Annotated in this window: 16 protein-coding genes; 13 read left to right on the forward strand and 3 right to left on the reverse strand. The window is 63.8% G+C overall.

The window, feature by feature from the left end; genetic code table 11:
* Both VSR34_RS30905 and VSR34_RS30910 read left to right on the forward strand, forming a co-directional pair.
* A partial coding sequence (locus tag VSR34_RS30905) for a 4Fe-4S dicluster domain-containing protein (RefSeq protein WP_342964404.1) occupies positions 1-458 on the forward strand: 458 nt, incomplete at its 5' end.
* Positions 459-564: 106 nt separating this feature from the next.
* The gene (locus VSR34_RS30910) at positions 565-2,262 is read left to right on the forward strand and encodes an APC family permease (RefSeq protein ID WP_028232464.1); all 1,698 of its coding nucleotides are present in this window, start codon (positions 565-567) and stop codon (positions 2,260-2,262) included.
* A 144-nt stretch (positions 2,263-2,406) separates the two neighbouring features.
* On the opposite strand, the gene VSR34_RS30915 is transcribed toward VSR34_RS30910, so the two are convergent.
* From VSR34_RS30915 to VSR34_RS30925, 3 genes are read right to left on the reverse strand one after another with little or no spacing between them, the layout of a single operon-like run.
* Positions 2,407-3,165, reverse strand: coding sequence for a PAS domain-containing protein (locus VSR34_RS30915; protein ID WP_036046607.1), 759 nt, complete (start codon positions 3,163-3,165; stop codon positions 2,407-2,409).
* 10 nt (positions 3,166-3,175) lie between these two features.
* Positions 3,176-3,832: a response regulator gene (locus VSR34_RS30920; RefSeq protein WP_028232466.1), complete on the reverse strand. Its 657-nt coding sequence runs from the start codon at positions 3,830-3,832 to the stop codon at positions 3,176-3,178.
* Positions 3,829-4,947 carry an ATP-binding protein gene (locus VSR34_RS30925; RefSeq protein ID WP_051381547.1) on the reverse strand — a complete coding sequence of 373 codons (1,119 nt, stop codon included), beginning with the start codon at positions 4,945-4,947 and terminating at the stop codon, positions 3,829-3,831. The genes VSR34_RS30920 and VSR34_RS30925 overlap by 4 nt, the downstream gene beginning before the upstream one ends.
* A gap of 278 nt (positions 4,948-5,225) precedes the next feature.
* Between VSR34_RS30925 and VSR34_RS30930 the strand changes: the two genes are divergently transcribed.
* The 11 genes from VSR34_RS30930 to VSR34_RS30980 all read left to right on the forward strand — a co-directional run bounded on the left by VSR34_RS30930 (position 5,226) and on the right by VSR34_RS30980 (position 18,533).
* Entirely contained in the window at positions 5,226-5,846 is a 621-nt protein-coding gene (locus VSR34_RS30930; protein ID WP_342964405.1) for a dimethylamine monooxygenase subunit DmmA family protein, read from the forward strand.
* Positions 5,843-6,775: a PDR/VanB family oxidoreductase gene (locus tag VSR34_RS30935; RefSeq protein WP_342964406.1), complete on the forward strand. Its 933-nt coding sequence runs from the start codon at positions 5,843-5,845 to the stop codon at positions 6,773-6,775. Before VSR34_RS30930 ends, VSR34_RS30935 begins: the two co-directional genes overlap by 4 nt.
* A gap of 10 nt (positions 6,776-6,785) precedes the next feature.
* Positions 6,786-7,796, forward strand: coding sequence for a DUF3445 domain-containing protein (locus tag VSR34_RS30940; protein ID WP_342964407.1), 1,011 nt, complete (start codon positions 6,786-6,788; stop codon positions 7,794-7,796).
* A gap of 49 nt (positions 7,797-7,845) precedes the next feature.
* A complete protein-coding gene (locus tag VSR34_RS30945) occupies positions 7,846-8,976 on the forward strand; it encodes an aminomethyltransferase family protein (protein WP_342964408.1) in 1,131 nt (376 codons plus the stop codon).
* Between the two features lie 58 nt (positions 8,977-9,034).
* A complete protein-coding gene (purU, locus tag VSR34_RS30950) occupies positions 9,035-9,892 on the forward strand; it encodes a formyltetrahydrofolate deformylase (protein WP_342964409.1) in 858 nt (285 codons plus the stop codon).
* Positions 9,889-10,782 (forward strand): bifunctional methylenetetrahydrofolate dehydrogenase/methenyltetrahydrofolate cyclohydrolase FolD, encoded by an 894-nt coding sequence (gene folD / locus VSR34_RS30955; RefSeq protein WP_342964410.1) that lies wholly within the window; start codon positions 9,889-9,891, stop codon positions 10,780-10,782. The genes purU and folD overlap by 4 nt, the downstream gene beginning before the upstream one ends.
* 6 nt (positions 10,783-10,788) lie before the next feature.
* Positions 10,789-12,162, forward strand: coding sequence for an NAD(P)/FAD-dependent oxidoreductase (locus tag VSR34_RS30960; RefSeq protein WP_028215538.1), 1,374 nt, complete (start codon positions 10,789-10,791; stop codon positions 12,160-12,162).
* Between the two features lie 28 nt (positions 12,163-12,190).
* Positions 12,191-14,542: a DUF1989 domain-containing protein gene (locus VSR34_RS30965; protein ID WP_342964411.1), complete on the forward strand. Its 2,352-nt coding sequence runs from the start codon at positions 12,191-12,193 to the stop codon at positions 14,540-14,542.
* A gap of 100 nt (positions 14,543-14,642) precedes the next feature.
* Complete coding sequence (locus VSR34_RS30970; protein WP_036046611.1) at positions 14,643-14,972, forward strand: LysR family transcriptional regulator; 330 nt, start codon at positions 14,643-14,645, stop codon at positions 14,970-14,972.
* A 79-nt stretch (positions 14,973-15,051) separates the two neighbouring features.
* The gene (locus VSR34_RS30975; protein WP_342964412.1) at positions 15,052-16,479 is read left to right on the forward strand and encodes a gamma-aminobutyraldehyde dehydrogenase; all 1,428 of its coding nucleotides are present in this window, start codon (positions 15,052-15,054) and stop codon (positions 16,477-16,479) included.
* A 917-nt stretch (positions 16,480-17,396) separates the two neighbouring features.
* On the forward strand, positions 17,397-18,533 hold the full coding sequence (locus VSR34_RS30980; RefSeq protein WP_028232475.1) for a porin: 1,137 nt from the start codon (positions 17,397-17,399) through the stop codon (positions 18,531-18,533).
* Positions 18,534-18,703: the final 170 nt, after the last annotated feature.

The following is an 18,703-nucleotide window of genomic DNA, read 5'->3' on the forward strand; positions in this document are numbered from 1 at the left end:
ACCTGGGCACGCTGATGGTGGGCATCGAGCAGAAGCTGCTGGGCGGCAACGTGCCGTGGACGCTGCATCACCAGCATCGCGATCACGAGATGCTGAAACCGGCGTCGCAGTGCAAGCCGATCGAGTACCCGAAACCGGACGGCAAGCTCACGTTCGACCGGCTCTCTTCCGTGTTCATTTCGAACACGAACCACGAGGAGAACCAGCCTGCGCACCTCACGCTCAAGGATGCGAGCGTGCCCGTGAACGTGAACCTGCGCACCTACGCGGGCCCGGAAGCGCGCTTCTGCCCGGCCGCGGTGTACGAGTTCGTGAAGAACGACGATGACAGCGACCGTCTGCAGATCAACGCGCAGAACTGCGTGCACTGCAAGACCTGTGACATCAAGGACCCGACGCAGAACATCGTGTGGGTCACGCCCGAAGGTGGCGGTGGTCCGAACTATCCGAACATGTGATGTACGGTGCGCTCGCGAAAGAGGTACCTCTTCATGACGATTGATTCGTACTTATTGACCGGTGATCGTCATGGTGCGGCATCTCGACCGCACCATGGAGAAAATGATGAGTACACTTAAGGAAGAGAGTCCGCAGATACTCGCGGGAGGGCTCAGCGAAGGTGCTGGATTGCAGCGCAAGATTGGATGGGCGGGCGCGTTTTGGGTGGCGAGCGGCGTCCCGGCACTGGTGCTGTTTTCTATCGGCTCGATCGCGGCCACGGTTGGCAAGCCATCGTGGATCATCTGGGGCGTGTCCATCTGCTTCGGCCTGATTCAGTCGTTTTCGTACGCGGAAATCGCCGGCCTCTTTCCGCACAAATCGGGCGGCGCGTCGGTCTACGGCGCGATCGCGTGGGTGCGCTACAGCAAGCTGCTGGCGCCGCTTTCGGTCTGGTGCAACTGGTTCGCGTGGTCGCCCGTCCTCGCGATCGGCTCGGGCCTCGGCGCGGGCTACGTGCTCAGCATGCTGTTTCCCGCGAACGCCGCGATCAACACGTGGCAGATCACACTCGTCGATCTCGGCTGGCTCGCTAGCGGTCTCTCGCTGCGCATCAACGCCACCTTCGTGATCGGTGCGGTCATCCTGCTCGCAACCTTCGCCGTCCAGCATCGCGGCATTCTGCAGGCGGCACGGCTGCAGATGATCCTCGCCGTTTCCGCGCTGCTGCCGCTGCTGCTCGTGGGCCTCTATCCGATCCTTACCGGCGACCTGCCGCGCGCGCATCTGCTGCCGCTCTATCCGCTCGCGAAAGATGCGGCAGGCCACGTGATCGACGGCGCGTGGGATATCTCCGGCGTCCAGTTGATGGCGGGTGGCTTGTTCATCGCCGCGTGGTCGACCTACGGCTTCGAAACCGCCGTGTGCTACACGCGCGAGTTCCGCGACCCACGCCGCGATACTGTGAAGGCAATACTCTATTCGGGCCTGCTGTGCCTCGTGTTCTTCACGATGGTGCCGCTCGCGTTCCAGGGCGCGCTTGGGCTCGGCCAGCTCGTCACGCCTGAAGTGAAGGATGCTGCGGGCAACGTCACACAGGCCGCCGTCTACGACGGAATTCTCTCGCCCGGAATCTACAGCGGTATGGGCGTAGCCGAGGCGATGGCGCAGATCGTCCACGCCGGCACGACCGGCGCGCTCATTCTCAAGCCAATGCTCGTGTTCGCGCTCGTGCTCGCTATCATGACATCGATGGCGGGATCGTCACGCACGCTGTATCAGGCGTCCGTCGACGGCTGGCTGCCGAAATATCTTTCACACGTGAACGAGAACGGCGCGCCCACTCGCGCGATGTGGACCGATCTCGCGTTCAACCTGTTTCTGCTGCTGATGTCCGACTACGTGGTCGTGCTGGCGATGTCGAATGTCGGCTATATCATCTTCAACTTTCTGAATCTCAACGCGGCATGGATTCACCGGCTCGATCGCCGCAACTGGGTGAGGCCGTTTCGCGCACCAAACTGGGTGCTCGCGCTCGGCACGCTGCTATCGTTCGTCAACCTCGCACTCATGGGTCTCGGCGCCGACGTATGGGGCAAAGGCACGCTGATTTCGGGCACCGTCTTCGCCGCGTTGATCGTGCCAGTGTTCCTGTGGCGGCACTACGTCACCGACAAGGGGCGCTTTCCCGACGCAATGCTCAGCGACATGGACCTCGTCTCACCCACGCTCGCAGCGCCCGAGCGACGAGCGGGCTGGCTGCCGTACGGGGCGATCGCGCTGGGCGTCGCCGTGGTGTGCGTGACGCACTGGATCTCGCCGTGACGTTCGCCGCGCGGCGCCTTGACCACGCTTGAAGTCACGCTCGGAAACGAAGCGGGGCGCACGGTCGACAATGACTGTGCGCCCCGTATTCGTTTGTGTTTTCTACGGACGCATCGCCGGCGCGCCGGCCGCCCTCAATCACGCTCACCGCGCGCCTTCCCTCACCTCGAAGATCGCACCTTCAATGCCGAGCACCTCGCTGCCTTCGGAATAGATGCCTACCCCTCTTTCCAACACCAGTTTGATCGTGTCGTCCGCACAGCGGATGCGATAGCGGAGCTCGAACGGCACGCGTTCGGCAAGCGCCTCCTGCACGCCATACCATACATAATCGGCGAACTCCGGCAGGATCAGTTGGCTAAAGCTGTGCTCGTGGCTGTCGACGAACCACTCTGGCGGATAACCGGTGAGCGCCTCGCAGCCCGCGCTCACGATCTCCATGGTCCACGAGCGGTTGTTGCGGCCGCGATAGAGCAGTCCCGGCATGCCGTCGAGCAGGCCGAGCACGCCGCGCAAGCGCGCTTCGAGTGCGTTGGCGCGCCGCTGCTCCTGCGTGACGTCGACGAGCGAGAGGTAGTACGAGGCGCCCTCGCGCGCCACCGTGCAGTCGAACCAGCGCAGATCGCCCGCCGGATGGAGTAGACGCAGGCGCGAGCGAGCGGCCATCCCATCGTGTCCGTCGCGCGCATCGCGCAGCAGCGCCTGCCAGCATCCGCGGTCTTCGGGATGCACGTCGCGCCCGAATGGCAGGCCCGCGCACGCGGCCGACATGGCGCGCGTCCAGGCCGCATTGGCGCTGCGCACGATGCCGTCCATATCGAGTATCAGAAGCGGCACCGGATAAGCATCGAGCGCGGCCCCCGCCACGTGTACTTCATCGAAACCGCTTGCCAGCGATACCATAGCGGCACTCCTAATGTCGCGCGAGCGCGTCGCGATGCACGCTCGCGGCCAACTCCAGCCGTGAGCGGACGTCGAGCTTGCGCAGCAGATTCTTCACGTACACCTTCACGGTGCCTTCGCTGATGTCCAGATGCCGTGCGATCAGCTTGTTGCTCAAGCCCTGCGCGATGAGTGCGAGCGTTTGCGCTTCGCGCTCAGTCAAGGCTGCGCGGCACGGCGGCAGCGCGGCATTTGCCTCGCCATGCCGCGCTCCTTCGTCGGCGAGCAAGTCGCGTACGCCTTCGTCAAGCGTCACCATTCCGTTCGCGCAATGGCGTACGTAGGTCAGCAGCACGTCGGGCTCGGTTTCCTTGAGCACGTAGCCGTCGGCGCCGAGGCGCAGCGCAGCGAGCAGTTCCGCACGTTCGGTCGACGCTGTCAGCACGACCTTCCGACAATCCACACGCAACTGGCGCAACTCGTCGAGCACCGTGAGGCCGCCGAGCCCCGGCATGTGCAGGTCGATCAGCACCATCTCGGGGTTGAGCTCTCCCGCGAGCGTGATGCCGAGGCGCGCATTCGACGCCTCGCCCACTACGACGAACTCGCCGCTCGCGTTGAAGAAGTCGGCAAGCCCGCGGCGAAAGAGAGGATGGTCGTCAATCAGCAGCAGCGTAGTTGGGGTCACCCGTTGTCTCCTTTCAGGCCGAGGTCGGGCACGACGAGGCGCACGCGCGTGCCGCCATCGATCCCGGCGTTGTCAATGTCGATCTGTGCGCCGATCGCTTGCGCGCGCTCGCGCAGGATGTTCAGGCCGTGATGACTCGCGTCGGTCGAGGCGCGCGTGAGCCCCACGCCATCATCGGTTACGGCGGCGCGCAGCGCGCCGCTGGCATCGGCGGAAAGCTCGACCCACGCATGGCGCGCATGCGAATGGCGCACGACGTTCGAAAGTGCCTCGCGCACGATCTGCAGCACGTGCAGCTCAACGTCGGGCTCGAGCGCGAGGTCGGGCACGCGGTTGTCGATTTCGAACACGACGTTCGAGCGACGCGCAAATTCCCCCACCGATCCGGCGATCGCCTCCCGCAGAGAGCGACCGTCGTGCGTGAGACGCGCCGACGTGATGAGTTCGCGCACCTGGCGCTGCAAGCGCGTGACGAGAGAGCGCAATTCACCCACCAGCGCCTCTGAGACCTCTGAGCGGCCCATTTGCTGCTGGATCTGGCTGACGACGAACGAGATGACGCCGAGCTGCTGCGCAACGGAGTCGTGCAGTTCACGCGTGAGCGCGCGGGCGGCATCGCGTTCCGTGCGGCTCTCGCATGCGGCGAACTCGCGCAGACCGCCAAACAGCGTGGCGGCGGTGCCGAGTTCGGCGGCGAGCATCGCGGTGATGGCATTGTCGCCGTCATGAAGGCGCGCTGCGGACTCCCGCAGATCGAGCGTGAGCGCGCGCCGCCCCATGCGTGCAACGAGCCAGTGCCGGCCCTGCAGGCGGCACGCGGCGCACGCGGCACTCGATGTTGTCGAAGCCTGTTCCGCTCGCAGCGCGCAATCCGCGTCGACAACACGGCTGCAGATCGCGTCAGTTTCTCCGGGTGCATCACCGTCTTCGTGCAAACGCGCGCGGCTGCCGGGCACTTCGGCTTCCACGCGAGCGAGCCATGCCGCCGTCGCTTCGCGCCAGCCCGCGCCTCCCAGCAGTGCCTCGACACATCCAAGCAGCGCGTCGCGCAAACGCGCACCACCCGCCCACGCGCCTGCTACGTTCAACTGACCGAACTCGCGTCTCGACGACATGATCCCTGCCCGGAACAAATGGACCAGGTGATGCAAGCTCCATGCCATCGCGACCACGGCCGCGCCGTTACCTCGAAAGGCTTACCTCGTCTTCAGGATTGAGCGCCGATTACTGGCAGGGAACCATGTTGCAAAGGAAGAAGACGCTGTGCGGCACGCAATATCGCCCGCAAGGCTTCAGGCACAGACGCCCGACGTTCGCCCGCGCCCCGCAATTACGCATGCGCCGCACAGCGAAGCCGCCCCGTTGCACCGTTTTGAACCGCACCGAGCCGACCATGAACCAGGACATCGACACGCAGTTACCCGCCGACCGCCTGCCAAGCGCACCGAATTACGGCGTTTTCGCGCCATGCGGCGAGGCGCATTTCCATCTACTTGTCGTGCAGCACGGCGCGCTCGACGCCGCCGCGCCCCATCTCGCGCATTTCGCACCACACGCGGCGCGCTTGCTCGTCCTCACGATGGAGCATGCAGACCCAATCGGGACATTGGACGCGTTCGACATTGAAACGCGCTGCTGCGAAACCGAAGCAGCGCTTGCCGACGAACTCTTACGCGCATTCGGCAACTGCGCGCCGGGGACGCGCCTCTATATCGCGGGCGACGAAGCGTTCATATGGCGCATCCAGCATCGCGCGCTGGCCGCAGGCCTCGAACGCGACGAGATCGCTGCGATGGCGATAGGGGCGACGCGTGCCGTCTACTGCGTCCATTGCGCGAGCACGCGCGACTACGCAGCCCGCGACATGCGCGAAGAAAAAGAAATGGACGATAGCGTCACCTGCCTGTCGTGCGGCGTGCGCCTCGCCGTGCGGGGCCACTTCTCCGAGCGCCTCGGTGCATGGCTGGCCGTGTGCGCCGACGCTGATCACCCTTACGCCCAGGAGCGCGCATGAACACACTCGAAGTGGAAGTCAGCACCGCGCGCATGCTCACACCACTGGTGCGCGAACTCACCCTCAGGAACGTTGCGGGCCCCCTGCCTGCGTTCTCGGCGGGCAGCCACATCCAGCTCTGCATGCAGACCGGATCGCGTGAAGTGCGCAACGCCTACTCGCTCGCCTGCGATCCAGCCGACACGCGCACATGGCGCATTGCCGTGCGCCGCGCCGACGCTTCACGCGGCGGCTCCGCGTTCGTACATGCCGCGATCGAGCCGGGCATGACGCTGCGCGTAACGCGGCCCGCCAACCTCTTCGCGCTGCATGCGCTCGCGCGCCGTCACGTACTGATCGCGGGCGGCATCGGCATCACGCCGTTCGTCGCCCACAGCTACGAACTCGCGCGGCGTCACGCCGATTTCGAATTGCACTACGCGTTGCGCGCGGGTCGCTCCGACGCCTATGCCGACGAATTGCGCGCTCGCCTGGGCGACCGCTTTCACGCCTACGACACCGGTTCGCGACTCGACGTACACCGCGTGCTCGCGGCGCAGCCGCTCGGCGCCCATGTCTATGTGTGCGGTCCGCAATCGCTGATCGACGCCGTGCGCGACGCTGCACGCGCGCTCGGCTGGCAGGCACGCCGCGTCCATACCGAAGCCTTCGCCGCACCTGCGCCCGGCGCGCCGTTCACCGCGGTGCTCGCGCGCAGCGGCCGGCGCATCGACGTGCCCGCGGACCGCAGTCTGCTCGAAGCGCTCGAAGACGCGGGCGTGGCCGTCCCCAATCTGTGCCGCGGCGGCGTGTGTGGCCAATGCGCGACGCGCCATCTAGAAGGCGTCGTCGAGCATCGTGACCACTTCCTCCCTGCCGGCGAGCGCGCGACGCATATGATGCCCTGCGTCTCGCGTGCCTGCGGCCCCTCGCTTTCCCTCGACTTGTGAGCCCGCGTCCATGAGCGTCCTGATCAAGCCCGCGCAATCCTTTCGCAACGACTTCAGCTTCACCAACAGCGCGAAGGCCATTGCCCGCTTTCCATTTCCGTTTCCCGAGGACCGCTACCAGTATTCGGTCAACATCGAGCCGGCCGCGCCGCGCGAACCCGGCTCCGTGTTCGAGCACCTGTTCGACATCGACGAGCATTACCGCTCCGAAGTGGCGGAACGCGCACTCGTGCTCGAAAACGATCCGCGCCGCGCGATAGTGATGCCGCACATGCAGAGCGCGTCATGGGATGCGCTCGAGCTGATCATGGAGCATCTGGCAGCCGACTATCCCGACTGGTTCGCGCTCGAGCGCGACGAAGATCGCTGGCAATGGACAAACCACGCGCTCGGCATCGAGCAGACATTTCGTTTCGGCGACGAAAGCACGCTACCCTACGCGCCGCTCGAATACATCGCGCGCCAGACGCAAGGCGATTTCGCCCTGCTCGACCAGCGCGATGGCGATCTCTTTATGGACGCGGGCGTGATCACCAGCCCCGCCGACTGGTCCCTCGCTTTCGACGCAGGCATGAGCTTCAAGCAATGGCATGCGCCCGTGCCGCTCGCGCATCAGATGGGCGTGTTCGAACGCGCGCTCAAGTATCTGCTTGCCATTCAGGCAGGCGCACCGGTACGGCGGCTGAACTGGACGTTGACGGTGCATCCTCGTCTCGACACGTCGCCAGAAACGTATCACGAATGGGGCCGCGACCGCGGCATCGTTACGGCTCACAACGCGGGCGAGCTGGTGCATCTGCGCGTCGAACTGCAAACGATGGCGCGCCTGCCGCGCAGCCATGCATTGATGTTCAGCATCCGCACGTATCTGTGCAGCGTTGCGGATATCTGCACGAACGCCGCCTGGGCTCAACGACTACATCGCGTACTGCGGGATCTGCCCGCCCCCATCGCCGACTACAAGGGCATGACGCGCTACCGCCCTGCACTCGTCGAATGGCTCAGCCAGTTCGACCGCTGAGGATGCCGCGCATCTTCTTGACTCACGACTTTCCTCACAGGAGCTGAACATGGCCAATTCATGGCGTATTTCCGCGCTCGCTGAGCGCCACCGCGCGCTCGGTTCGAAGCTCGAAGACTGGAACGGTATGGGCACCGCATGGACCTATGCGAGCGACCTTGCCGACCATCACGAAGCGATCCGCACTAAAGCTGGCCTCATGGACGTCTCGGGCCTCAAGAAGGTGCATTACGTGGGTCCGCACGCCGAAAGCCTCCTCGACTGGGCAACGACGCGCGACATCGGCAAGCTCTATCCGGGCAAATCGGTCTACGCGACGATGCTCAACGAAGACGGCAAGTTCATCGACGACTGCATCGTCTATCGAACGGGTCCGAACGCCTTCATGGTCGTGCACGGCGCGGGAACCGGCTACGAACGGCTCGTGCGCTCCGCGCAGGGGCGCCAGGTGGCCGTGCTCTTCGACGACGACCTGCACGATCTCTCGCTGCAGGGGCCCGCGGCCGTCGATTTTCTCGCGGAGCACGTTCACGGCATTCGCGATCTGCCCTACTTCCATCACTTGCAGACGCGGCTATTCGGGCGTCCCGTGACGATTTCGCGCACCGGCTATACGGGCGAACGCGGCTATGAAATCTTCTGCAAGGCCGCCGATGCGCCGCTCATCTGGGACACCATACTCGAGAAAGGCGCACCGTTCGGAATCGTTCCTTGCGGGTTCACCGCGCTCGACTGGCTGCGCGTCGAAAGCTATCTGCTGTTCTTCCCGTACGACAACTCGGAGATGTATCCGTTCGCGAACGAAAAGGCCGGCGACACGCTCTGGGAACTGGGCCTCGATTTCACGGTCTCGCCCGGCAAAACCGCGTTCTGCGGCGCGGGCGAGCACGCGCGCCTCGCGGGCAAAGAGCGCTTTCGCATCTATGGCGTGCAATTCGATGCGGCGAAGGCAGCCCAGGCGGGCGACACGCTCTGGCATGCGGGTGACCAGGTGGGCGTGGTGACCTGCGCCATGTATTCGCGCATCACGAAGCGTTCGCTCGCGATCGCACGCCTCGACGTGGTCGCCGCGCAGCCGGGCTTCGCGCTGGAAGTGCGCGGCAGCCTGGCGACCACGGCGCGCGCCGCGTCTCTGCCTTTCGATGATCCTGAGAAGAGCAAGCGCACGGCGATCGGCTGACGATCCGTGATGAGCCGCGCGAGCGGCTCATTCCACCGAACACTATGGAGTCCAAAGCGTGACATCGCAATTCATTCTCACCGTTACATGCCCGGCCACCTCAGGCATCGTTTCGGCGGTTACGTCGTATCTCGCCGAGTCGGGCTGCTATATCAGCGAGTTGGCACAGTTCGACGACGAAGCCAGCGGCACCTTCTTCATGCGCGCCGTGTTCCGCTTCAACAGCGGCGTGAGCGGCGACATCGACAAGCTGCGCCGCGAATTCACCAGCGTCGCGAACGACTATCACATGCAGTGGAAGCTCGTGAGCGCGAGCGAGCCCATGAAAGTGCTACTGATGGTCAGCAAGTTTGACCACTGCCTGACCGATCTGCTCTACCGATATCACAAGGGCGAGCTGCGCATGCGCATCACGGCGATCGTCTCGAACCATCTCGACTTGCGCCCGATGGTAGAGCGCGAAGGCATCCGTTTCGTCTATCTGCCCGTGAGCGCCGATACCAGGACGCAGCAGGAAGCGGAGCTGCTGCGCCTCGTCGACGAAACGAACACCGAGCTCGTCGTTCTGGCGCGCTACATGCAGATACTTTCGAACGATCTGTGCCAGCAACTCGCGGGCCGCGCGATCAACATCCATCATTCGTTCCTCCCCGGCTTCAAGGGCGCGAAACCCTACCACCAGGCGTTTGAGCGCGGCGTGAAGCTGATTGGTGCGACGGCGCATTACGTGACCTCCGATCTCGACGAAGGTCCGATCATCGAGCAGGAAGTGCAGCGTGTCGACCACGCGCTGCGGCCCGATGATCTCGTCGCCATCGGACGCGATACGGAAACCGTCGCGCTTGCGCGCGCGGTCCGCTACCACACCGAACATCGGGTGTTCCTCAACCAGACGCGCACGGTGGTGTTCCGATGAACACAGCTCGCGTGATCGATGGCCGCGCCGCTGCGCAACAGGTCCTCGACGAAGCCGCGCGCGACACGGCCGTACTGTGCGATTCAGGCGTCGAGCCGTGCCTCGCGGTCGTGCTCGTCGGCGACGATCCGGCCAGCGACGTCTATGTGCGCAACAAGATCCGGCGCGCGCAAGACGTGGGCATCCGCTCGATCGAGCACCGCCTCGATGCCGGAACCAGCGAAGACGCGCTGCTCGCGCTCGTCGCCCGCCTCAACGCCGATCCGAAAGTGCACGGCATTCTGGTGCAGATGCCCCTGCCCGCCCAGATCGACGCCGCCGCCGTGATCGAAGCCATCGCCCCGGACAAGGACGTGGACGGCTTTCATCGCGAGAACGTGGGCCGTCTCACGCTGGGCGAGCCCACGCTCGTGCCGTGCACGCCCGCCGGCTGTCTGCTGTTGCTGCATCAGACGCTCGGCGATCTCGCAGGCAAGCACGCAGTGGTGGTGGGACGCTCGAACATCGTCGGCAAGCCGATGGCCGCGCTGCTGCTCAACGCGCATTGCTCCGTGACCGTGCTGCATTCGCGCAGCGCGAACGCCCGCGAACTCTGCCGCGCCGCCGATATCGTCGTGGTGGCCGTGGGCCGCGCGGGCTTCGTCGACGCGTCGTGGATCAAGCCCGGCGCGGTGGTGCTCGACGTCGGCATCAATCGCGTCGTCGAGGGCGGCCAGACCCGGCTGACCGGCGATGTCGACCACGCAAGTGTCGCGCAGGTCGCGGCCGCACTCACGCCAGTGCCCGGCGGCGTCGGTCCCATGACGATCGCCTGCCTCATGCGCAATACCGTGCTGGCGGCGCGCCGCCAGACGCCGTCTTTCGCTCTTTCGCCCATTCCCACGAGGTAAATGAATATGAAGCAACGTGTAGCCATCATCGGCGCCGGTCCGTCCGGCATGGCGCAACTGCGCGCATTCCAGTCCGCCCAGGAAAAGGGCGCGGACATACCGGAGCTCGTCTGTTTTGAAAAGCAGGCGGACTGGGGCGGCATGTGGAATTACACCTGGCGCACCGGTACCGACGAGAACGGCGAGCCTGTACACGGCAGTATGTACCGTTATCTGTGGTCGAACGGGCCAAAGGAATGTCTGGAGTTCGCCGACTACACGTTCGAGGAGCATTTCGGCAAGGCGATTGCGTCCTACCCGCCGCGAGAAGTGCTGTGGGACTACATCAAGGGCCGCGTCGAGAAGGCGGGCGTACGCAAATACATCCGCTTCAATACTGCCGTGCGCGACGTGCGCTACGACGAAGCCACTGCGCAATTCACCGTCACGAGTCACGACTTCGCAAACGACACAACGCGTGCCGAGACATTCGACTACGTGGTGAATGCATGCGGCCACTTTTCGACGCCGCACGCCCCCACGTTCCCCGGCTTTGAAACATTCGGCGGTCGTATCCTCCACGCGCACGACTTCCGCGATGCGCTCGAATTCAAGAACAAGAATATCTTGCTGATCGGTAGCAGCTACTCCGCCGAAGACATCGGTTCGCAATGCTATAAATACGGCGCGCGCAGTATAACGAGCTGCTACCGCACGGCGCCGATGGGCTATCACTGGCCAGCGACATGGGAAGAAAAGCCGCAGCTGCAGTACATGGCGGGCAATGTCGCGCATTTCGCCGACGGCAGTTTCAAGCACGTGGACGCAATCATTCTTTGCACTGGCTACAAGCATCACTTCCCTTTCCTGCCCGATTCGCTGCGCCTGAAGACCAATAACCGCCTCTGGCCGCTTGGTCTCTATAAAGGCGTGTTCTGGGAAGACAATCCGCGCCTCGTCTATCTCGGCATGCAGGATCTCTGGTACTCGTTCAACATGTTTGACGCCCAGGCATGGTACGCGCGCGACGTCATCCTGGGCCGCATCGCGCTGCCCGGGCGTGAGGTCATGACGGCGGACAGTCTCGCATGGCGCACGCGCGAAGAAGCGCTCGTCACGAATCAGGACATGTTCGAGTTCCAGGGCAGCTATATCGAGCAGCTCGTGGCCGCGACCGACTATCCCAGCTTCGACATCGCGGGCGTGAACCGTACCTTCCTCGAGTGGAAGCACGACAAGCACGAAGACATCATGGGCTATCGCAACAAGTCGTATCGATCGCTGATGACAGGCACGCAGTCGCCGCCGCATCACACGCCGTGGATCAAGGCGCTCGACGATTCGATGGCTGCCTATCTCGGCGAGCCCGCTGTCTCGCCCACCGCCAGGCAGCCCGCATAAACGCATGAGCCACAGGGAGGCAAACCGCATGCCAATTCGCGAACCCGTCGTGTCCCGGCCGCATGAGCCCGCGCTGTTCGCCAGCATGCCCGGACGCGAGCGCTATCGCGTGACGGGCGGCGGCTACACCGTCGTCGAGTTACAGGCGGGCGACATGCTCGAGATCGTCGATCCGGAAGGATTGCAGGCCGCCGAGTTGGCCGCATTCGATACCGCACTCGGCGCGCCCGCGCCCGCCGCACTCGGGCTGCAGGCCTCGCCGCACGCGCGCTTCGTGATCGACGCATTGCGCGAGCCCGCGCCGCACGCACAAAAGACGCGGGCGGCGCTCGCAAAGCGCGGCATCGTCGAGATCGATACGCGCGCGGCCGTGCAATTGTGGGCGCACGATACGCCGCCGGGCCACACGCGCCGCCTCATTGCGCAAAAGCCGCTTGTGGCCGTGGTAGCGGCGCCCAGCGCGGGCGCTACGGTCGACACGCAACACGCGCCAACGAGCCTGCGCCTCACGATCGATCGCGCGAACCCTGCGCTCCGCCTCGCTCCGCCCCGGTCCGAACCGCTTGCCGATCCGCTCGCAGAGTTCACGATCCATCCCGGCACCGCACGCGCCTACACCGTGCGCAAGGGCGAATACGTGCAAGTGCTCGACGTCGCGGGCCGCCAATGCTCGGACTTCGTCGCCTTCGATCTTCGCGCGCTCGAACGTGGCGAGGCGCTCGATCTCGACCCGACGGTAACACGCACGCTCAACGGCAGCGCGTATCCAGCACCGGGCCTCTATGCGAAATTCTTCGACCGCCACATGCAGCCAATGCTGGAGGTGGTGCGCGACACGGTCGGTCGACACGACACTTTCGCCCTCGCCTGCACGGCACGCTACTACGAATCGCAGGGCTACTTCGGTCACGCGAACTGCAGCGACAACATGAGCGCCGCATTAGCGCCCTATGGCATCGCGCCGCGTCCCGGCTGGCCAGCCATCAATTTCTTCTTCAATACCTCAATCGGTGCAAACCAGCAGATGACGCTGGACGAACCCTGGTCGCGACCAGGCGACTACGTACTGCTGCGGGCGCTTACTGATCTCGTTTGCGTGAGCACGTCGTGCCCCGACGACATCGATCCCGCCAACGGCTGGCAGCCCACCGATATCCAGATCCGCACCTATGCGGACAAGGAGCGAATCTCCGTGTCCATGGCCACGCGCAGCACCCCCGACGCCGACCCGGTCCTCACCCGGGAATCAGGCTTTCACGCACGCACTGCCGCGCTGACTCGCCGCTTTACCGACTATCGTGGCTGGTGGCTCGCGAGCGCCTACGATAACTACGGCGCTATCGACGAATACCGCGCCTGCCGCGAACGCGCGGCCATCATCGATCTCAGCGCATTGCGCAAGTTCGAAGTGCTCGGCCCCGATGCCGAAGCGCTGCTGCAGTACTGCCTTACGCGCGACGTCCGCAAGCTTGCGGTTGGCCAGGTCGTGTATTCGGCCATGTGCTATCCGCACGGCGGCATGCTCGACGACGGCACGCTGCTGCGGCTCGGCACCGATGCCTTCCGCTGGATCTGCGGCGAAGACTATGCGGGCATCTGGCTACGCGAACAGGCGGCCGCGCTCGGCATGAAAGTGTGGGTGAAGTCCGCGAGCGACCATATTCACAACATCGCGGTCCAGGGGCCCGCAAGCCGTGACATCCTGCGCGAACTCGTCTGGGCGCCCGCCGCGCAGCCGACACTGGCCGAACTGGGCTGGTTTCGCCTGCTGACCGGCCGCCTCGGCGACCATAACGGCCCACCGCTAATGGTGACGCGCACCGGATACACCGGCGAACTCGGTTATGAACTGTGGTGCCATCCACGTGACGCCCAGACCGTGTGGGATCGCGTATGGTCCGAGGGGCAGCCGCATGGCTTGACGCCGATGGGACTCGATGCGCTCGACATGCTGCGTATCGAAGCCGGCCTCGTGTTCGCGGGCCACGAGTTCTCCGACGAGACCGATCCATTCGAAGCGGGCATTGGCTTCACGGTGCCGCTCAAGACGAAGCAGGACGATTTCATTGGACGTGCAGCGCTCGAGCGCCGAAGTGCGCATCCGCAGCGCGTGCTCACAGGACTCGAGATCGAGGGAAACGAAAGCGTGCATCACGGCGATTGCGTGCATGCGGGACGCGCGCAGGTCGGCGTCGTCACCAGCGCCATGCGTTCACCGTTGTCCGGCAAGAACATTGCGCTGTGCCGCATCGACGTAGCGTACGCGCAGCACGGCGCAGCCGTGCAGATTGGCAAGCTGGACGGTCAGCAAAAACGCTTCGATGCACGCGTATGCGCACCCACCTTCTATGATCCGCAGAAGGCTCGGGTGCGCGCCTGAGCGCGCAAACCCAGTCGCTCCCGCCTGCCCCGTGCCGATCGACGCCCGCGCGCGAGCGCGTCGACCGTTGCATCGATTGCGGAGCCGTCGGCGCAAGAACGTGCGCTATTTCATCGCCGTGGCCGAAGCAGAATCCGTCACCGGCGCCACGCAGACGCTCAATATTTCGCAATCGGTCATCACCGAAGCGATCAAGAGCCTCGAAAGTGAACTGGGCGCGCAACTCTTCGTGCGCCACGCGCGCGGCATGGTGCTCACCCATGCGGAGCGCACACTGCCTGTCTGGCTGCTCAACCAGCTTTCACGGCCACGCGACGTGCCCGTGACCAATGTGGTCGCGCTGATGGTGATGGCCATCACGATGATTCCGATCCTGGGCGCGTGGTACCTCACGCGCGACACCGAAAGTACAGCAGGCAGCAGCCGCTGAACCGCGCGCGGGCGGCAGCGGTAAATGCCTGAAATTTTGGAGCGTTCGCTCAATGAGGAGAGATCAAATGGAGAAATCGATGCAAACAAGCCTGCTGATCGGCGGCGAATTCGTGCCGGGCCATGGCAGCAAGGAAAACATCTTCAACCCGTCCACGGGCGAGGTGATCGCGCTTGTGGCGGAGGCTTCGCTCGAACAGGTTCAGGCGGCCACTGCCGCGGCCAGCCGCGCATGGCCCGCCTGGGCGCGCAGCACGCCCCGCGATCGCGCCACGCTGCTGCTCAGGCTGGCCGATGCCATCGAGGCGCGCGCCACCGAATTCGCGCGGCTCGAATCGCTGAACTGCGGCAAGCCCTATCTGGGCGCACTCAACGACGAAATTCCCGCAGTGGCGGACGTGTTCCGTTTCTTCGCGGGCGCGTGCCGCACGCAGCACGGCCCGGTCGCGGGCGAATATCTGGCGGGCCACACGAGCATGATCCGGCGCGATCCGCTGGGCGTGATCGCCTCCATCGCACCGTGGAACTACCCGCTCATGATGGCCGCGTGGAAGCTCGCGCCCGCCGTCGCCGCGGGCAATACCGTGGTGCTGAAGCCTTCCGAGCAGACGCCGCTCACCACGCTCAAGCTGGCCGAGCTGATCGCCGCCATCTTTCCGGCCGGTGTCATCAACGTGGTGACCGGGCGCGGCGACACCGTGGGCGCGCCGCTCATCACGCAGCCGCAGGTGCGCATGATCTCGATTACCGGCGACGTCTCGACGGGCCAGCGAATCCTGGAAGCCGCGTCGCGCTCGGTGAAGCGCACGCACCTGGAGCTGGGCGGCAAGGCGCCCGTGATCGTGTTCGACGACGCTGACCTTGACGAAGTGGTGACCGGCCTGCGCACCTTCGGGTACTACAACGCGGGACAGGACTGCACGGCCGCGTGCCGCGTCTACGCGGAGGACAAGATCTATGACCGGCTGGTGGCGGATCTCTCCAGCGCTGTCGGCTCGATTCGCTATGGCGAACAGCACATGGAGGGCGTGGAGATGGGGCCGCTCATCTCCGAACGGCAGCGCGGGCGCGTGGCCAGCTTCGTCGAGCGCGCGGCCAGCCAGAAGCACATCGAGATCACGACTGGCGGCAAGCTCGCCGAAGGCCGTGGCTTCTTCTACGAACCTACGGTGGTGGCCGGCGCGCGTCAGGACGATGAGATCGTGCGTCGGGAAGTATTCGGGCCGGTGGTGTCGGTCACGCGTTTCAGCGGCGCGGAGCAGGCCATCGACTGGGCCAATGACTCGGATTTCGGCCTCGCGAGCTCGGTCTGGACGCGTGACGTGAATAAGGCCTTCAAGGTGGCGGCCGAGCTGCAATACGGCTGCACCTGGATCAACACGCACTTCACGCTCGTGAGCGAGATGCCGCATGGTGGCATGAAGCGCTCGGGCTACGGCAAGGACATGTCTGTGTTCGCACTCGAGGAATACACCTGCGCTCGCCACATCATGGCCCGCTTCCTCTGATAGGACGAGGTTCGAACGCTTGCGCGACCGTATCGAGCAACGCAACCTTCGTCCCGCGTTTAACCATAAGAACCGATATTTCGGCGCGGTGCGCGCTGTTTATTGCCGCTAGTACGCTCCAGCACTAAAACGGGACGCGCGCTTACGCTGGATCATCGGAAATTATGCAAGCGCGGTACCCGGCACTTCACCGCTTCGAGAGCGTCGTCGACCACGTGCGCGAGGGGGTCGACCGCACCGCTCGTTCAATCCCGGGCACGTAATCGAATGGCCCAGTCTCATTCATGCAGGTGGACTTTCGCTCGCGGACACTTTCCACCTCCTTAGGAGTACCTCTTCAATTCGATTGCTATGCACTTATTGGCTGGTGATCGTCCGTGGCGCGGAATCCATTCCGCATCCATGGAGACGAAGATGAGTTCTTTCAACGAACGAAGTTCTGGACTACTCGTGGACCCGTCCGGCGAATCCACCGAACTGCAACACAGGATCAACTGGGTCGGCACATTCCGGCTGGCGAGCGGCGTGCCCACACTCGCGCTGTTGTCCTCCGGGTCCATCACGCGACGGTCTGCAAGCCTTCGTGGATCGTTCTGGCCGTCTCGATCGGCTTTGGCCTTGTCGAGGCGTTCATCCGTGTTCCACGATCCGCAGAGGTCCCGCGTACGCGGCTGATCGTCGGCGGGACAACGACAGGCGGCTTCGCGACGAGGCCTGCACGAAATCGAGCAAGGCCTTGAACCAGTCCGCCGTCGAACCGCTCGCCGACTATCACCTCGCCAGTCTCTTCAACTCCCTCACTTGATTGGGCTGAATACTGCTTGACACTCGCCGCCATGCTTACGAGGTGCCGTCACGCTGCCCACGGGTAATGCTCTTCGCCAATGAGAAATTCTCTTATTTTTTCGCCCACACAAATGAATAAATTTTTGCTTTCTGCAGCAATAACCACCTTCTTCGCGGGAAATGTCGCACATGCGCAAAGCAGCGTAACCTTATACGGTGTTCTAGACACTGGCCTGAATTTCACATCCAATGCGGGGGGTCACAAAGCCTACGCAATGGTGAGCGGCGATACGTCGGAGACACGCTTCGGATTGAAAGGCACCGAGGACCTGGGCGGTGGCTTGAGCGCGATTTTTACCCTGGAAAATGGCACCAATCTGAACAATGGCCAACTTAACGAGGGAGGTCGACTTTTCGGGCGTCAAGCCTTTGTGGGTCTCAGTTCAACCAGCTACGGCACCTTGACGATGGGGCGACAGCTTGACGCGTCCGTCGACCTGTGGAGTCCGTTTACTGCTGCAGGCGGCGTGATCGGTGACCTCGCCGCCCACCCCTTTGACAACGACAACGCAGACTACGACTTCCGCTTAAACAACTCGGTGAAGTACGTTAGTCCGACAACTCATGGGTTTCAGTTCGAAGGCGTCTATGGCTTCAGCAATTCCACGAACTTCGCTGACAACCGGGCCTATAGTGCGGGGATCAGCTACGCTGCGGGGCCGGTGTCAGCCGCTGTTGCCTACATGCGCCTGAATGGCAGCAACCTCACCACTTCGGGCGCGGTAGCAGGCGACGGCGTCTTCACAGCATCGCGTCAGCAAAATATTGGTGCAGGCGTGAAGTGGACTTTCGGTGACGGGTCCAACGTTGCGCTCGCTTACTCGCACGTCGACGTTTATGATCCGACAGCGAACGCATACGCACCAAACATCGGAACTCAGCCGTGGAGTTCCTGGAAATTCGACAACGTCGAAATCAACGGACAATATTTTATCAACCCAGCGCTCTTCCTGGCGGGTGCCTACACGTTCACATATGGCAACCTGAAGGAAACAGCGGGCCGCTCGAGCCAGAACTGGCATCAAGTCTCGCTAATGCTCAATTACTCTCTCAGTAAGCGCACGTGCGTCTATGTGCAGGGGGCATATCAGCACACCAACGGCAAATCCGGGACGGACCTGGACTCGGCGCATATCATCGGGTCTGCGGACCTCTCGTCGACGGGCAACCAAATGGTGTATCGAGTCGCCTTGATGCACATGTTCTAACAGACGGCTGGAGGCCTGTGGTCACGCTGGCCTCCGCTCCATCTCAAGGCAGCATTGGAAGCGTCGCGCATTTGAGGACGCCCAGCGCCACCTGGCACAATGCCGGTATTGCCGCTATCGAAGGGAGCAGCAGGCGCGAATGGAAGCAGGCAACCGGCTACCAACGCGAT

Origin of the sequence: Paraburkholderia sp. JHI2823 (assembly GCF_038900695.1) — a bacterium.
GTDB classification, from domain to species: domain Bacteria; phylum Pseudomonadota; class Gammaproteobacteria; order Burkholderiales; family Burkholderiaceae; genus Paraburkholderia; species Paraburkholderia mimosarum.

Coding starts and splice junctions, on each gene's coding strand:
- VSR34_RS30910 (WP_028232464.1), top strand. CDS start 565: ATGAGTACACTTAAGGAAGAGAGTCCGCAGATACTCGCGGGAGGGCTC.
- VSR34_RS30915 (WP_036046607.1), bottom strand. CDS start 3,165: ATGGTATCGCTGGCAAGCGGTTTCGATGAAGTACACGTGGCGGGGGCC.
- VSR34_RS30940 (WP_342964407.1), top strand. CDS start 6,786: ATGAGCGTCCTGATCAAGCCCGCGCAATCCTTTCGCAACGACTTCAGC.
- VSR34_RS30925 (WP_051381547.1), bottom strand. CDS start 4,947: ATGTCGTCGAGACGCGAGTTCGGTCAGTTGAACGTAGCAGGCGCGTGG.
- folD (WP_342964410.1), top strand. CDS start 9,889: ATGAACACAGCTCGCGTGATCGATGGCCGCGCCGCTGCGCAACAGGTC.
- VSR34_RS30945 (WP_342964408.1), top strand. CDS start 7,846: ATGGCCAATTCATGGCGTATTTCCGCGCTCGCTGAGCGCCACCGCGCG.
- VSR34_RS30975 (WP_342964412.1), top strand. CDS start 15,052: ATGCAAACAAGCCTGCTGATCGGCGGCGAATTCGTGCCGGGCCATGGC.
- VSR34_RS30935 (WP_342964406.1), top strand. CDS start 5,843: ATGAACACACTCGAAGTGGAAGTCAGCACCGCGCGCATGCTCACACCA.
- VSR34_RS30980 (WP_028232475.1), top strand. CDS start 17,397: ATGAATAAATTTTTGCTTTCTGCAGCAATAACCACCTTCTTCGCGGGA.
- VSR34_RS30960 (WP_028215538.1), top strand. CDS start 10,789: ATGAAGCAACGTGTAGCCATCATCGGCGCCGGTCCGTCCGGCATGGCG.
- VSR34_RS30965 (WP_342964411.1), top strand. CDS start 12,191: ATGCCAATTCGCGAACCCGTCGTGTCCCGGCCGCATGAGCCCGCGCTG.
- VSR34_RS30930 (WP_342964405.1), top strand. CDS start 5,226: ATGAACCAGGACATCGACACGCAGTTACCCGCCGACCGCCTGCCAAGC.